This is a genomic window from Polaromonas sp. P3_B1, assembly GCF_056402935.1.
Genome location: NZ_JBFUGK010000036.1, coordinates 25,317 through 39,674, shown reverse-complemented (window position 1 = coordinate 39,674; position 14,358 = coordinate 25,317). Strand labels below are relative to the sequence as shown.

The window sequence follows — 14,358 nt, the reverse complement described above, 5'->3', positions numbered from 1 at the left end:
TTAGTTAGCTATGCAACTATATGGGCAAAAAAAAGGAACATGAGGGACGGTTTATTTGAGCGCGGAAGACACGCTCCTGACGCGGGCTACGGTTTCATCGAAGTTCTCCTTTCCGATCTGTTGCTGGATGCGGCGCGTCACCTCGCCGCTGGCCTTGTTGATGCCGGCATGCATGGCCTCGGCCTGGGCCGTGGGAAACACCGCCCAGTGCCGGCCGTCGGACTCCAGGCTCCTGCGCTCCACCAGGCCCAGCGCCTGCAGGCCGTCGAGCAGGCGCGTGGCTGTGGGGCGCGAGATCGTCAGTTCGTCGGCGATCTCGTGCTGCGGCATGCCGGGTTGCTTGAGCACCAGGCGCAGCATAAAACCCTGGGAGGGTGTGACGCCGAAGGGTTTGAAGGCCAGCGTCCACTCCTTGTCGACCAGGCGGGCCAGCGCGGTGGTATTGAAATAAAGGCAGTGGTCAAACATGGAAGCCATCGTAGCAGAAATTAATTAGCTATGCAACTACATGCAAACCCACGGCCGCATCAGGGCTGTAAGCATGAACCTACGCCCATCAAATACGCGGGCCTACGGCGGCCGGACGGGATAACTCCTAAGGTGAATCCATGCCGCCCGTTGCCTGCAAGCGTGCTTGCGGATTCCGGGCGAATTTATCAACCCTTCCGAGGAGAAAACCATGAACCAGGAACGCATGCAAGGCAATTGGCGCCAGTTCAAGGGCAAGGTCAAGGAACAGTGGGGCAAGCTCACCGATGACGACCTTGAGGTGATCGCCGGCAAGCGCGAACAGCTGCTCGGCAAGATCCAGGAGCGCCACGGCATCAGCAAGGAAGAGGCCGAAAAACAGGTTGCCGTCTGGAAAGACCGCAACCCGACGGATTTCTTCGAGCGCTACTGAGCCGCGTTTCCCTATCTTCCCCTTACCCGCAACCACCATAACGATTCACACCATCCCAAGGAGCTACCCATGATGAAAACCAGACTGTTGATGCTGACCGCCGTGATGTCCTGCGCTTTCGCCGGCAACGCCATGGCACTGACCAAGGAAGAGTACAAAGCCCAGAAAGATCGCATCTCGGCCGACTACAAGGCCAGCCGCGACAAATGCGGCACGCTGAAGGACAACGCCAAGGACATCTGTATCTCGGAAGCCAAGGGCGTCGAGAAGGTCGCCAAGGCCGACCTCGAAGCCCAGTACAAGCCCAGTTCGCGCAACACCGAAAAAGTCGCCTTCGCCAAGGCCGATGCCGCTTATGACACGGCCAAGGAAAAATGCGACGACCAGAAGGGCAACGCCAAGGACGTCTGCATCAAGGACGCCAAGGCCGCCCATGTGAAAGCCAAGGAAGACGCCAAGGTGGTAAAGACCTCGACCGACACCAGCAAGGACAAGAGCGAAAAAATGGCTGACACCCGCAAGGAGGCCAACTCCGAAAAACGCGATGCCGAGTACAAGGCCGCCAAAGAGCGTTGCGACGCGCTGACCGGCGCGGCCAAGGATGGCTGCCAGAACGACGCCAAGGCCAAGTACGGCATGAAGTAAGCCCGGCATCCAGCGGGTGGCCCGATGGGCTTCCCGTTCCATCGCCAGAGTTGGCGAACGCCGGCGAACTCACCCGGACAAATCCCGGCATTGCGTTTGCATGCCGGGATTTGTCGTTGGGCGGCCGGTGCGGCTAAGAGTCCGCCGGCACGCATCCCGCCTCGGCGGATGCGGACGCAGGCCGGAATTGGGGCCGTCGCCCCTTTCCTTTGAACGCCATGGCCTCTTGCGTGCATTGCGGCTTGCCGCTGCGCAGGGCCAGGCCGCCTCCACCGGCATCGGTCCAGCTCAATTCCGAACTCACCATGCGGCCGAGCTCGCGGTAGGCCCAGAACAGGTAGGAGCTGGCGTTGTAAGTGGCGCCCGGCGTCGAGAGATGCGGAAATACCATGTACCCGTCTTTTTCGTTCACCGTCGCCGTGTTGTGGCCGTAGTAGGTGGCCAGGAAACAATTCACCGCGTGTTCCGCAGAGCCGCAATCCGCGGCGTTGAAGGCGCGCCGGAAGTCCTGCTGGTGCCAGCCCAGCTTGACCAGCCACAGCCGCGTGGGCGGAATTTTCTCGCCATTGACGTCGGGCCAGGTGACCGTGCCTTTGACGACCGGGTTGAGCCAGGCTGAGGTGTTGTACACCAGCCTTTTTTCAACTTTTCCTTTGTTTTTATGCTGATCGGCGTCTTCCCAGGTTTTGCACACTGCCTCGAAGTTCTTGAGCGCGGGAAATCTCATCTCCGATCCAGGCACGTCTTGGGCGACCGCCGCACGCACCCAGCAAAGGTCGTCCATTCGCCCTATCTGGTCTGAAGCGTCGTCAACCACGATGATGTCGGGGATGCGGCGCTTGAGCAGGCTGTACAGCCCCAGGTCCTCCGAGCCGCCGCCATCGCTCAAGTGCAATCGCTGTGAGGGTGCGGGCGAGAAACGGTCCTGGATGTCTATGCCCCAGGTAAGTGCTTTGTGAAGGCCCATGGCACTTGCAAAGCGGGGGTTGTTGACACCCTGGCGGTCGGCAAAAGCGGCGGAGGCCAGCGTCGCAGTGCCCAGGTCCGGGACACCGGCCAGCTCCGGTGATTCGATGCGATAGCGATGCCCCGTTGCGCCGTGGCTCAGCGGCGTCATCTCGTAAATGTGCCTTGAATCAGGCGTCGGGCCTTTTTGCCCCTGTGTGGAATTGAGTATCCAGAGCGGCAGCGTCGGGTCCTTGCGGTATTGCGTCCTCAAAGCTTCCCAACCGCCGAATGCCGGGTCAACATGCATGTCGCGGCTTGGGGCTTTCCCGAGCGCATTGGTATACGCCCACTTCGTGCGAGCGTCATCGCCTGTCACCGGCGTCCCGGCAAACACCCGGGGCTGTGGGTTCAGGCCCCAGACCCGTTCGATGCCGTAGTGGTACTCCAGCGGGATGTTCGAATTCTCAATGAGTGGCCTGGCAAAAAGCTCCACCAGAAATGCGGGCGCCTCGGCTGCCACCTGCAATACCGGTGCGCCTTGCGCATTGCCGCTCACGAACCCTGGCGTGCGGTTGAACATGTCCGGCCAGCGCGCCAAATGGGCCTGCCAACGATAGGGGTCGCCGGGCTCCCAGTGCAGGGTGTTGGTGCAAGCCGGCATTCTGGGGCTTCCTTTGCTCAGGGCCTGATCCATCAGGGCTTTCAGGGTGCGGCCGGTGCTGCCCGCTTTTGCCTTGCGTTCGTCGACCCACCACGCAGGCAGGCAGTCGTCAAAAATCTGTTTGTGCGAAAACCCCAGACGCTGCGCCTCCAGCCGCTTGGAGAAATACCAATAAGCGGCGTAGCTGCCGCCCGAGACGCTGGAGATGACGTCGACCCGGTCCAGCAGCCCGGTGTCGTTCAGGCCCTGGAGCACGCCGTGGGCGAAATACCCTGCCCGGGTCCCGCCGCCGGCCAGTGCCAGGCCTACTTTGGGGGCGGCCCTGCCTTCACGCTCGATGCCGTAGTCTTCCACTATGGTTTTCGCCGTGGTCTGCGCCAGCGGCGTGCGGTCAACTATTGCCCCCGATTGGGGCTGTGACTGTGCGAGCGCCATGCTGCTTGCCGCCATCAAGGCCAGCACAAGCGAATTGAACCCGATGTGGCTCATATCCCACCCTCCTGCATTGTTGTTCTGTTGTGTCCTGCTCCGGTTCCATGCGCAGGCTCACGGGCATTTTGCAGGCTAACGCCATAGCGGACATCCTCCATACGGAGGAGGTGGCGCGCCCGCCCACCGGAGCAGCGGCCCTGTCGCCTTTCCCAAGGATGGCACTGGGGGATGGGCGCCGTCCCGGACGAGCATGGGGCCGCGCTCCTAAAATGCTTGCTTTGCGGCGGCCACAAGGCCCGCCGCTCTCCAATAAAAGGTCCGCATGCTTGTTCAGGATGGTTTGCCCGCGCGCGAGCGCCTGAGCGCGCTGCTGGTCATCATCCTCGGCATCGTCATGGCGGTGCTCGACGGCACCATCGTCAACCTGGCCTTGCCCGACATCACGCGCGAGCTCAACGCCACGGCCGCGCAGTCGATCTGGGTTATCAATGCCTACCAGGTCGCCACGCTGGCGCTGTTGCTGCCTCTTGCCTCACTGGGCGACATCGTCGGCTACCGCCGTGTCTACCTGGTCGGCCTGGCGGTGTTCACGCTGGCTTCAGCCGCCTGCGCCCTGGCCGATTCCCTGACCACGCTGGCGCTCGCCCGCGTGCTGCAGGGCCTGGGCGCGGCCGGCCTCATGAGCGTGAACACGGCGCTGGTGCGCCTCATCTATCCCAAGCACCTGCTGGGCCGCGGCATCGCGATCAATTCGCTGGTGGTGGCCACGGCCTCGGTAGCCGGGCCTTCGATTGCGGCGGGTATTCTTTCGGTGGCTTCCTGGCCCTGGCTGTTCGCGCTCAACGTGCCTTTCGGCCTGCTGTCGCTGTGGCTGGGCCGCAAGGCCCTGCCGCAGAACCTGTCCAGGTCCGAAGGGCGGCTTTCCCCGCTCGACGTGCTGCTCAACGCGCTGATGTTCGGCCTGGTGTTTCTTGGCGTCGATGGCCTGGGCGTGCGCGCCGAGGCCGTGCCGGGCGGCGCGCCCGCCGCTTCGCTGTGGTTGCCGCTGGCCGAGCTGGCCGCCGGCATTGTGATCGGCGTGATTTACGTGCGGCGCCAGCTGGCCCAGCCCCTGCCGCTGTTTCCTTTGGACCTGCTGCGCATCCCCGTGTTCGCGCTGTCCATGGGAACCTCGATAGGCGCGTTCTGCGCACAAACCCTGGCCTATGTGAGCCTGCCCTTCCTGCTGCTGGGCAATTACGGATTCAGCCACCTGCAGGCCGGCCTGCTGCTGACGGCCTGGCCGCTGGCCATCGTGGTGACCTCACCGGTGGTGGGGCGGCTCATTGGGCGCTACTCGGGCGGCTTGCTGGGAAGCATCGGCATGGCGCTGCTCGCACTGGGGCTGGTCTTGCTGGCCGTGTTGCCGGCGCATCCGTCGCAGCTCGACATCGTGTGGCGCATGGTGCTGTGCGGTGTGGGTTACGGCCTGTTCCAGTCGCCCAACAACCACACCATCATCACTTCCGCACCGCCCCATCGCAGCGGCGGCGCCAGCGGCATGCTGGGCACGGCGCGCCTGACCGGCCAGACACTGGGCGCGGTGTTGCTGGCGATGATTTTTGCGATGTTCGACCCGCAAGGCGGCCACGGCTCATTTGTGGCGCTGTGGCTGGGGGCCGGCTTTGCGGCCCTGGCCGGCGTTTGTAGCGGTTTGAGGATGCGCCAGGTTTAAGTGCGCGCGACCGCGGCTGCCTGCTGAATGGTTTGCAGCGTGACGCGCCCCATGGGCTGGCCCTGGTCGCCCACAATCGCGGCCTCATTGGCACCGGCATCCAGCATGGCCGACAAGGCATCGCGCAGCGGCGTGGTGGCCGGCAGGCGCGGCGCGCCGGCGGCGGGCGTTCCGCTTTCCACATAGGGGCCGGCCGTCAGCAGGGCCAGGCGCTTGAGTGAGCGGTCGCCGCCCACAAAAGCTTCGACGAAAGCGTCGGCCGGGTGGGAAAGTATGCGCTCGGGCGTGTCGTACTGCACCACCTTGCCGCTGCGCAGGATGGCGATGCGCGAGCCCATGCGTATGGCCTCGTCGATGTCGTGCGTGACAAACACAATGGTCTTGCCGAGCTCGCGCAGTATGCGCAAAAACTCGTCCTGCAGGCGCGCGCGCGTGATCGGGTCTATGGCGCCGAAGGGCTCGTCCATCAGCATCACCGGCGGGTCCGCCGCCAGCGCCCGCGCCACGCCCACGCGCTGCTTCTGCCCGCCTGAGAGCTCGCGCGGAAAGCGGTTGCGGTAGATCGACGGGTCCATGTGCACCAGCGCCAGCAGCTCGTCGACTCGTTTGGCGATGCGGGCCGAATCCCAGCCCAGCATCCGGGGCACGGTGGCCACGTTCTCGGCCAAAGTCATGTGCGGGAACAGGCCCACCTGCTGGATCACGTAGCCGATGGAGCGGCGCAGTTCCACCGCATCTATCTTGGTGACGTCGCGCCCGCCCACTTCGATGCGGCCCGAGTCGGGCTCGACCATGCGGTTGATCATGCGCATGGTGGTGGTCTTGCCGCAACCGGATGGGCCGATCAGCACGCAGATCTCGCCGGTGTTGACGGTCAGCGACAGCCCATCGACGGCCGACTGGGCGCTGCCGCCGAAGGACTTGGTGAGGCGGTCCAGAGTGATCATGCGCGAAGCCCTTGGGGAGTCATGCGGCGCTGCAGCGCGCCGAAAAGAAAGTCAGTGCCCAGCGCCAGCAGCGCCACCGGGATGGCGCCCACCAGCAGCTGGGGAACGGCCATCATGGCGATGCCGGCGGTGATGAAGTCGCCCAGCCCGCCGCCGCCGATAAAGGCCGCCAGCACCGCGCCGGAAATGATCTGCACCGCCGCCGTGCGCAGACCGGCAAAGATCACCGGCATGGCCATGGGCAGCTCCACACGCCACAGCAGGGCGGTGCGCGTCATGCCCATGCCGATGGCGGCATCCACCGCATCGGCGTCCACGCCGCGCATGCCGACGATGGTGTGCGTGACGATGGGTGGTAGGGCGATCAGCGTCAGCGCGAACAGCGCCGGCGCGAAGCCCGTGCCCAGTATCGGCATCACCAGCGCCAGCACGGCCAGCGAGGGCAGGGTGCGGCCCACATTCGCGGCATTCACCACGGCCAGCGACAGGCCGTTCTTGCGCGCGACGGCGATGCCGGCCGGAATGCAGACCAGTGCGGCGATCAGCAGCGCCGACACCGATAGCGCGACGTGCACGCCCAGCGCGCGGTAAAACTGCGCGGGATGGGACAGGACATAGTTCCAGGCGTCGGCAAGCATCGGGGCCTCGTGGTATTCAGGCTGCGCGCCGGTTTTTGAGCCGCCGCTCGAGCAAGGCCAGGCTCAGGTCGACGATGACGGAGAGCAGGCACACCGTCAGCGCGCCGGTCCAGATCTTGGCCGGATGGTCGCTCGCGATGCCGTTGAAGATCAGCGTGCCCAGGCCGCCCGCATTCACGTAAGCCGCCACCACCGTCACGCTGATCACGGTGACGGCCGAGACCCGCAGGCCGGCCACGATCAGCGGCAGGGCCAGCGGAAGCTCGATGCGCCGCATGATCTGCGCGGTGTTCATGCCCATGCCGCGCGCCGCATCGATGATGTCGGCCGGAACCTCGCGTATGCCGGTGGCCACGCTGCGGATCAAAATCATCAGCGAGAACGCGACCATGGTGATGATGGCGTTGGTGCGGCCCAGTCCCACCAGGGGAATCAGGAAGGCGAGGAAAGCCAGCGTCGGGATGGTGTACAAAAAGCCTGAAATGGTCATCACCGTACCGTAGAGCTTTTCACGTCGCGCAGCCACAATGCCGATCACCAGCGAGAGGGCAAAAGCGATGGCCAGGGCCGTCAGCGAGATCGCCACGTGCTCCCACAGCGAGTGCAGCACGTCGGGCCAGTTGCGCAGAAACCAGTTCATGCGCTCGCCGCCCTGGCGCTTTCGGGGCCGAACACACCCGCGGCGACGGCGCTTTGGACGCGGTCTATGTCGGGGCCCAGTGGGCGGTCTTCGTCCAGCATGGGAACCAGCTTGCGCACTTGCTCAAACGTGCGCTGCGTGCCTTCGCCCATCTGCGCGGTGTCGAGCTCGCGCAGGTCCACCGCCTGCGCGGCCACCAGCAGCTCGATGGCGATCAGGTAGCGCAGGCGCTCCACCAGCTCGCCTAATTTCTCCGCCACGCCCAGCGCCATGCAGGCATGGTCTTCCAGCGCCTCGGACACCGGCAGGAAGTCGAGCGAGCCCGGGTTGGCACGCAGCCGCACCTCGGCCCAGAGCGCGGTCAGGGTTTTTTGCACCGTCGCAAAACCCGAATGGGCCGGGCCGTGGCGCGTGAGCTGCAAGGGCAGGCCGGTCAGCGCCGGCGACATGAAACGCTGGCTGCGTGAGACTGACATGCTGGCCGCCTGCGCCAGCGCGATGGCCGAAGCGTCCAGTGCCAATGCCAGCGCCGGCACGTGGAAGTTGCCGTTGGAAAGCATCACGCCTTGCTCGGTGAGCACCAGGGGGCTGTCGGCCGCGCTGTTGAGTTCAATCTCGACTTGCGCGCAGGCCGCGTCCACCATGTCGCGCGCAGCGCCATGCACCTGCGGCACGACGCGCATGGACACCGGGTCCTGCACACGACGGGCCGCGCCCATCTCCAGTAGCGCGCTGCCCTTGAGCAAGTCACGCAGCTGCCGCGCCACCTGCACCTGTCCGGCGGCGGGGCGGGCCGCCACCGCGTCGGGATGCAGCGGCGACAGGTTGGCCCTGAAGCCTTCATAACCGAGCGCCACCGCGGCCAGCCAGGCATCCAGCGCCACATGGGCGTCATGCAGCACGAGGGCGGCACGCGCCGTGGTGGCTGCGTTCGAGCTGATCAAGGCCAGGCCGTCCTTGGCGCCCAGCGTGACCGGTTCAAGGCCTGCGCGCTCCAGCGCGGCGCTGCCGCTCAATACTTCACCGCGCACCTCGGCCTGGCCTTCGCCGAACAAGGGCAGGGCCAGGTGCGAAAGCTGGGGCAGGTCGGCCACGCCGATGGAACCGAAGCGCGGCACCACCGGATGCACCTGGAAGTTCAGCAGCTTGATGCAGGCATCCAGCACCGCGGGCGAGATACCCGAGCCGCCGCGCGAGAGGCCTGCGATGCGCGCGAACTGCATCGCGCGCACCGACGTCTTGTCATAGGCAGGGCCGACCGCCACGGCCCGGGCGCGCACGGCGCGGCGCTGGTAGTCTTCAAGGTCGCCTTCGGCCAGCACGGCGCCGGTGTTGGCGCCCAGTGCGGAATTGAGGCCGTAGATGGGTTTTCCCGATGCCGCCAGCTGCAGCACAAGCTCACGCGCGGCGGCCACGCGTTCACGCGCAGCGGGCGCCAGCGAGACCGGCTCGCCGGCGCGCGCCACGCGCACCAGGTCCGCGATACACAGCCATTGTTCCCCGACCTCTAGCGCCATGGCGTGCAGGCTTTCACGGTCATGCCTTGAAATGGTGCGAGGTGCAGGAGGCCGGCAGCTTACTTGACCAGTCCCTTGGACTTCAGGAAGTCGCGGGCCACGTCCTTGGGCTCGAGCTTGTCGCCGTCGACCTGGTAGTTCATCTGGGCCATGGAGGCTTCGTCGAGCAGGGCGCTTACGCGGTTCAGGACTTCGCCGACTTTGGGGTTGGCGTCCAGCACTTCCTTGCGGATCACGGGCACGACGAAGTAGGGCGGCCACAGGCTTTTGTCGTCGCGCAGGCGCTTGAGCTTGAGCGCGCTGATCATGCCGTCGGTGGAGTAACCGTTGACCACCTGGATCTGGTCGTTCTTGAGCGCCTGGTAGCGCAGGCCTATGGCCATCTGCAGGTCTTCACCGAAGACCATGTCGTACTTGGCCTTCAGGCCCGGCAGGCCGTCCTTGCGGTCGCGGAACTCGGGGCCGGCGCCGACCTTGAGGTCCTTGGCGGCCTTGGCGAGGTCGGACAGGGTTTCAAGCTTGAATTTCTGCGCGGTGTCGGCGCGCACCACCATCACGTAGCCGTTGTTCAGGTTGGACTGGTTGAGCAGCACAAAACCCATCTTGGCGTAGCCTTCCTTGACCTTGTCGTACACCGCCTTGGCATCCGTCAGGGGTTCCTGCTTGAGCACGGCCAGCAGCATGGTGCCGGTGTACTCGGGGTAGAAGTCGATCTGCTTTTCTTCCATCGCCTTCTGGGCAATCAGCGTGCCGCCCAGGTTGAGCTTTTTCTCGGTCTTGATGCCGGCGGCTTCCAGCGCCTGTGCGTAGATCTCGGCCAGCACGAACTGCTCGGTGAAGTTTTTGGAGCCGACGCGCACGGCCTGTTGGGCATGGGAGGCGAACGGGGCGAAGGCGGCCAGCGCGAATGCGGACAAGGCCAAAAGTTTGTTGATTTTCATGGTGATCTCCGAAGAGGTAGCGGCGAAACTGAACAATGAAACAAGGAATTTTCCGGCCTGTCGCATGCACAAGCCGTGCCTGAAACCGCGCCATCCTGGTGCCTTCAGTGCTTAACTTGTATATACAACCTAATAATAGTAGCATACGGAAATAGTGCCTGCAAGGCGGAAACCACCCCGGGGCCAGTCTTCTTTCTCATATACAAATAACAGCCGTGAGCCTTGCCGCCGGCACCTTTTTGCCTCATTCCCGGTCTCAGCCCCGGCCTATCCGCAGTGTCTTTTCTTCCTTCCGTTTCCGTCCTGAAAGCCAGCCTGCCCGGCGCCATGGTGTGTGTGGTCATCGCGCTGGCGGCGACCTTTTTGTCCGAGCATTACGGCGGCCCGCAGCTGCTGTATGCGCTGCTGATAGGGCTGGCCTTTCACTTCCTCATGAGCAACCCCAAGGTCAAGCCCGGCGTGGATTTTTGCGGCCGCACCTTGCTGCGCGTCGGCGTGGCCCTGCTGGGCGCGCGCATCACGCTGACCCAGGTCGCCAAGCTGGGCGTTGGGACGGCCCTGGTCATCGTCGCGGCGGTGGCGTTGACCATCGCCTTCGGCTTGATGCTCGCGAAGTGGCTCAAGCGCCCGCGCGAGGAGGGTGTGCTGTCGGGTGGGGCTGTGGCCATTTGCGGTGCGTCCGCCGCGCTGGCGATTTCTTCGGTGTTGCCGCAGACCAAGGAGAACGAACGCTTCACCTTGCTGGCGGTGGTCGGCGTCACGGTGCTCTCGACCCTCAGCATGATTCTTTACCCCTTTGCCCTCAAACTGATCGGCCTGGAGCCGGCACAGGGCGGCATCTTCCTGGGCGGCACCATCCACGACGTGGCGCAGGTGGTGGCGGCCGGCATGATGCTGGGTCCCGAGGTGGGCGACACGGCCACCGTGGTGAAGCTGTTCCGCGTGATGCTCTTGATGCCCATCGTGCTGCTGATCGCCGTCAGCTACCGCAAGCACCCCGACGCCAAGGCGGTGGATGAGGAGGTGCCCCTGGTGCCCGGCTTCCTGCTGGCCTTCATCGTGCTGGTGCTGTTGGCCACCATAGGCGCTTTCACGCCGGCCATGACGCAGGCCGCCAGCGACAGCTCGCGCTGGCTGCTGGTCACCGCCATCGCTGCGGCCGGCATCAAGACCAGTTTTGAAGACCTCATGAAGCTGGGCTGGCAGCCCGTGGCCATGCTGGTGGGCGAGACGATTTTTATCGCTGCGCTGGTGCTGGGCGCGGTAATGGCGCTGCGGCTCGGGCTTTAAGCCGCGCTTCGTTGGGGTTCTCGTACCCAGGGTCCCACACCGTTCAGGCTGAGCTTGTCGAAGCCCTTCGACAGGCTCAGGGCGAACGGTAATACGAATTCGGCATTCAGGTAAATCTCAATCCGCCGCAGGCGCCTGCAGCCCCGCCGCCTTGTGCACTTCAATGCGAATTTCTTCGGTGAGCCGCGCCTTGAGTTCGGTGAACACCGGTGTGGTCTTGACCGAGTAGTGGCGCGGGTGCGCCAGCGGCACGGCGATGTCGCACTTGATGCGGCCGGGCCGCGCGCTCATCACCACCACGCGGTTACCCATGAAGATGGCCTCATCGATGTCGTGCGTCACAAAGAGCACGGTCTTTTGTTCTGCCTCCCAGATGCCCTGCAGCAGCTCCTGCATCAGCTCGCGCGTCTGGTGGTCCAGCGCGCCGAAGGGCTCGTCCATCAGCAGGATGCGCGGGTTGTTGGCCAGGGCCCGCGCCAGCGCGGTGCGCTGCTGCATGCCGCCCGAGAGTTGTTTGGGGAAATGGTTCTCAAAACCCTGCAATCCAACCTTCTTGATGAACTGGTGCGCGATATCGAGTTGCGCGTCGAGCGCCAGGCCTTTTTCACGCAGGCCGAAGCAGACGTTTTGCAAAATGCTGAGCCAGGGAAAGAGCGTGTAGCTCTGGAACACCATGCCGCGGTCGGCACCGGGGCCCAGGATGGGTTTGCCGTCCAGCACAATGCTGCCGCTGCTGGGCGTATCCAGCCCGGCCACCATGCGCAGCAGCGTGGATTTGCCGCAGCCCGAGGGGCCGAGGATGGTGATGAAGTCGTTTTCGGCGACGCTCAGGTCGGTGGCTTGCAGAGCTACCGTGTCCGGCCCCTTGTTGGCCGCGAAGGTTTTCGACAGCTGCGTGACGGTCAGGATGGGGGAGGAGGAAGTCATCAACAGGGTGCTCTCACTCTTGCTCCTYCCCCCGCTGGGGGAAGGTGGGGATGGGGGCCTCGGCCATCGGTTGACCGGCTGGCTTGAAACAGACGACGGGGCGGCCCCCATCCCAGCCTTCCCCCAGCGGGGGAAGGAGTGAATGCGCCAGCACGGTCACAGACGTGCCCACGGAAAAAGTTTGCGATTGAGCGCTTTAAATGCCAGGTCGGTGACCAAACCAAACACGCCGATCACGATGATGCCGAAGATGATCTGGTCGGTCGCCAGCAGTGCCTGGCTGTCGGTGATCATGTGGCCAATGCCGCTGGACGCGCCTATCAGCTCCGCAACGATCACGTAAGTCCAGGCCCAGCCCAGCACCATGCGCAGGGTCTCTGCGATCTCGGGCGCGGCGCTGGGCAGCAGCACACGCACCACAATGCCGCGGTCGGCCGCGCCCAGCGTGTAGGCCGCCTCCACCAGGTCGCGCCGCGTGTTGCCCACGCTCACCGCAATCATCAGCACCAGCTGGAAGAAGGAGCCGATAAAAATCACCGACAGCTTTTGCGCCTCGCCTATGCCGGCCCACAGGATCAGCAAGGGAATGAAGGCCGATGCCGGCAGGTAGCGCGCAAAGCTCACAAAGGGCTCGAAAAAAGCTTCGATGGGTTTATAGGCCCCCATCATCACGCCCAGCGGCACGGCCAGCAAAGCGGCGATTGCAAAGCCGCCCAGCACGCGCCAGACCGTCATGCCGATGTCCTTGGCAAAGCCCTGGTTCACCAGCAGGTCGTAGCCCGAGCGCACCATGGTGATAGGGTCGGCCAGGAATGTCTTGGAGACATAGCCGCCCAGCGTGAAGACGGCCCATACGGCAAAGAACAGAACAAAGAAGCTCACACCCAGCGCGATGCGCGCGCCGGGGGAGACGGGTTGCAGGGGCCGCATGCGTTCGTGTGCTTACTTGAGAAAACGGGTATCAGCCAGCTTGCCCATATCGGGCAGCGACTTGATGATGCCCGCTTCCATCAGCAGCTCGGCGGCTTCCTTGCTGAAGGCGGCGTGTTCGCCGGCAAAGAACTTCTGGTTGGCGGCGCGGTCCTGCCAGCGCAGGTATTTGGACGAGGCCTCAAAGGCTTCGCCGCTTTGCTTCACGTCGGCGCCCATGATCTCGAAGCTCTTCTTGGGCTCTTTCTGGATCATCTCGACGGCATCGAAATAGCTGTCGGCCAGGGCCTTGGCGGCCTTGGGGTTTTCGCTCAGGAACTTGGGCGTGCAGCCGAAGGTGTCCATCACCATGGGGTAGTCCAGCGTGGTGGCGAGTATCTTGCCGGCCTCCGGCTTGGCGCGCACCGCGCCCAGGTAGGGCTCATAGGTCATCGCGGCATCTATGCCGTCGGTGCCGGCGATCATGGCGTTGGCCGCGGCTTGCGGTTCGAGGTTGACGACCTTCACGTCCTTGGTGCTCATGCCGTTTTTCTTCAGCATCCAGGCCAGGGCGAAGTAGGGCGAGGTGCCGGGCGCGCTGGCGGCCACGGTCTTGCCCTTGAGGTCGCTGATCTTGGCGATGGCGGGTTTCACCACCATGCCGTCGGCGCCGTAGCTTTTGTCGAGCTGGAAGATCTGCGTGGTGGCCACGCCGTTGGCATTCCACACCACCCAGGTTTCCACCGTGGTCGCGGCGCACTGCACGTCGCCCGAGGCAATCGCGAGGTGGCGGTCCTTTTGCGGAATCTTCTTGATGGACACATCCAGCCCGTTCTTCTTGAAGATACCGGCTTCCTTGGCCAGGGTCAGCGGAGCGAAACCCGTCCATCCCGAAATGCCGATGGCGACCTTGGTCTCTTGTGCGTGTGCGCTGCCCATGGCCAGGGCCGCGGCGGCAAGCAGGGAAAGTGCGAGTTGTTGCTTCATGAAAGGGCTCCTCTGTTGGATGGCGGTTTGGATCGCAGAACCTGTTTACGGCCTAAACGGGGCCGCGTTGGGGTGCAATCGGGATGAGTGGGCCGACCGGGCACGCCGTATGGGCTAGTGCCCATGCAAGGGCCTGGGTGGCTCAATCGCCCGATTTCACCCCAACCCGGAGGGCAAGTGCCTTCTCGGGCGGTCTGCGGCGTTGCGGCGCTAGCCCATAGGTGAACTATGGGCGTCGCACCGCGCCTTGCATCCCATCCC

General features: G+C 64.3%; 14 protein-coding genes. 4 read left to right on the top strand and 10 right to left on the bottom strand.

All coding sequences use genetic code 11. The features are described from left to right. Positions 1–51: 51 nt before the first annotated feature. Positions 52–468 (bottom strand): MarR family winged helix-turn-helix transcriptional regulator, encoded by a 417-nt coding sequence (locus AC1DXS_RS19105; RefSeq protein WP_074576328.1) that lies wholly within the window; start codon positions 466–468, stop codon positions 52–54. Between the two features lie 211 nt (positions 469–679). Here AC1DXS_RS19105 and AC1DXS_RS19100 point away from each other — a divergent pair, with 211 nt between their 5' ends. Then, on the top strand, positions 680–901 hold the full coding sequence (locus AC1DXS_RS19100) for a CsbD family protein (protein ID WP_074576330.1): 222 nt from the start codon (positions 680–682) through the stop codon (positions 899–901). Positions 902–973: 72 nt separating this feature from the next. Then, a complete protein-coding gene (locus AC1DXS_RS19095; RefSeq protein ID WP_477739064.1) occupies positions 974–1,546 on the top strand; it encodes a hypothetical protein in 573 nt (190 codons plus the stop codon). A gap of 133 nt (positions 1,547–1,679) precedes the next feature. Here AC1DXS_RS19095 and AC1DXS_RS19090 read toward each other — a convergent pair whose 3' ends face one another. Further along, positions 1,680–3,644, bottom strand: coding sequence for a patatin-like phospholipase family protein (locus AC1DXS_RS19090; protein ID WP_477739049.1), 1,965 nt, complete (start codon positions 3,642–3,644; stop codon positions 1,680–1,682). A 265-nt stretch (positions 3,645–3,909) separates the two neighbouring features. Here AC1DXS_RS19090 and AC1DXS_RS19085 point away from each other — a divergent pair, with 265 nt between their 5' ends. After that, entirely contained in the window at positions 3,910–5,301 is a 1,392-nt protein-coding gene (locus AC1DXS_RS19085; protein ID WP_477739048.1) for an MFS transporter, read from the top strand. Here the strand turns inward: AC1DXS_RS19085 and AC1DXS_RS19080 are convergent. From AC1DXS_RS19080 to AC1DXS_RS19060, 5 genes are read right to left on the bottom strand one after another with little or no spacing between them, the layout of a single operon-like run. After that, the gene (locus AC1DXS_RS19080; RefSeq protein ID WP_477739047.1) at positions 5,298–6,248 is read right to left on the bottom strand and encodes an ABC transporter ATP-binding protein; all 951 of its coding nucleotides are present in this window, start codon (positions 6,246–6,248) and stop codon (positions 5,298–5,300) included. The genes AC1DXS_RS19085 and AC1DXS_RS19080 overlap by 4 nt on opposite strands. After that, on the bottom strand, positions 6,245–6,886 hold the full coding sequence (locus tag AC1DXS_RS19075; RefSeq protein ID WP_477739046.1) for an ABC transporter permease: 642 nt from the start codon (positions 6,884–6,886) through the stop codon (positions 6,245–6,247). Before AC1DXS_RS19075 ends, AC1DXS_RS19080 begins: the two co-directional genes overlap by 4 nt. A 16-nt stretch (positions 6,887–6,902) precedes the next feature. Continuing rightward, positions 6,903–7,526: an ABC transporter permease gene (locus AC1DXS_RS19070; protein ID WP_477739045.1), complete on the bottom strand. Its 624-nt coding sequence runs from the start codon at positions 7,524–7,526 to the stop codon at positions 6,903–6,905. Beyond that, the gene (locus AC1DXS_RS19065) at positions 7,523–9,043 is read right to left on the bottom strand and encodes an HAL/PAL/TAL family ammonia-lyase (protein ID WP_477739044.1); all 1,521 of its coding nucleotides are present in this window, start codon (positions 9,041–9,043) and stop codon (positions 7,523–7,525) included. The genes AC1DXS_RS19070 and AC1DXS_RS19065 overlap by 4 nt, the downstream gene beginning before the upstream one ends. Positions 9,044–9,102: 59 nt before the next feature. Continuing rightward, a complete protein-coding gene (locus AC1DXS_RS19060; protein ID WP_477739043.1) occupies positions 9,103–9,984 on the bottom strand; it encodes a glycine betaine ABC transporter substrate-binding protein in 882 nt (293 codons plus the stop codon). Positions 9,985–10,311: 327 nt separating this feature from the next. Between AC1DXS_RS19060 and AC1DXS_RS19055 the strand changes: the two genes are divergently transcribed. Further along, a complete protein-coding gene (locus tag AC1DXS_RS19055) occupies positions 10,312–11,274 on the top strand; it encodes a YeiH family protein (protein ID WP_477739063.1) in 963 nt (320 codons plus the stop codon). Between the two features lie 117 nt (positions 11,275–11,391). On the opposite strand, the gene AC1DXS_RS19050 is transcribed toward AC1DXS_RS19055, so the two are convergent. From AC1DXS_RS19050 to AC1DXS_RS19040, 3 genes are all read right to left on the bottom strand, one after another. Continuing rightward, positions 11,392–12,201, bottom strand: a complete 810-nt coding sequence (locus AC1DXS_RS19050; protein WP_477739042.1) for an ABC transporter ATP-binding protein — start codon at positions 12,199–12,201, stop codon at positions 11,392–11,394. Between the two features lie 156 nt (positions 12,202–12,357). Then, a complete protein-coding gene (locus AC1DXS_RS19045; RefSeq protein WP_477739041.1) occupies positions 12,358–13,131 on the bottom strand; it encodes an ABC transporter permease in 774 nt (257 codons plus the stop codon). A 12-nt stretch (positions 13,132–13,143) separates the two neighbouring features. Then, the gene (locus tag AC1DXS_RS19040; RefSeq protein WP_477739040.1) at positions 13,144–14,097 is read right to left on the bottom strand and encodes an ABC transporter substrate-binding protein; all 954 of its coding nucleotides are present in this window, start codon (positions 14,095–14,097) and stop codon (positions 13,144–13,146) included. Between the last annotated feature and the right edge of the window lie 261 nt (positions 14,098–14,358).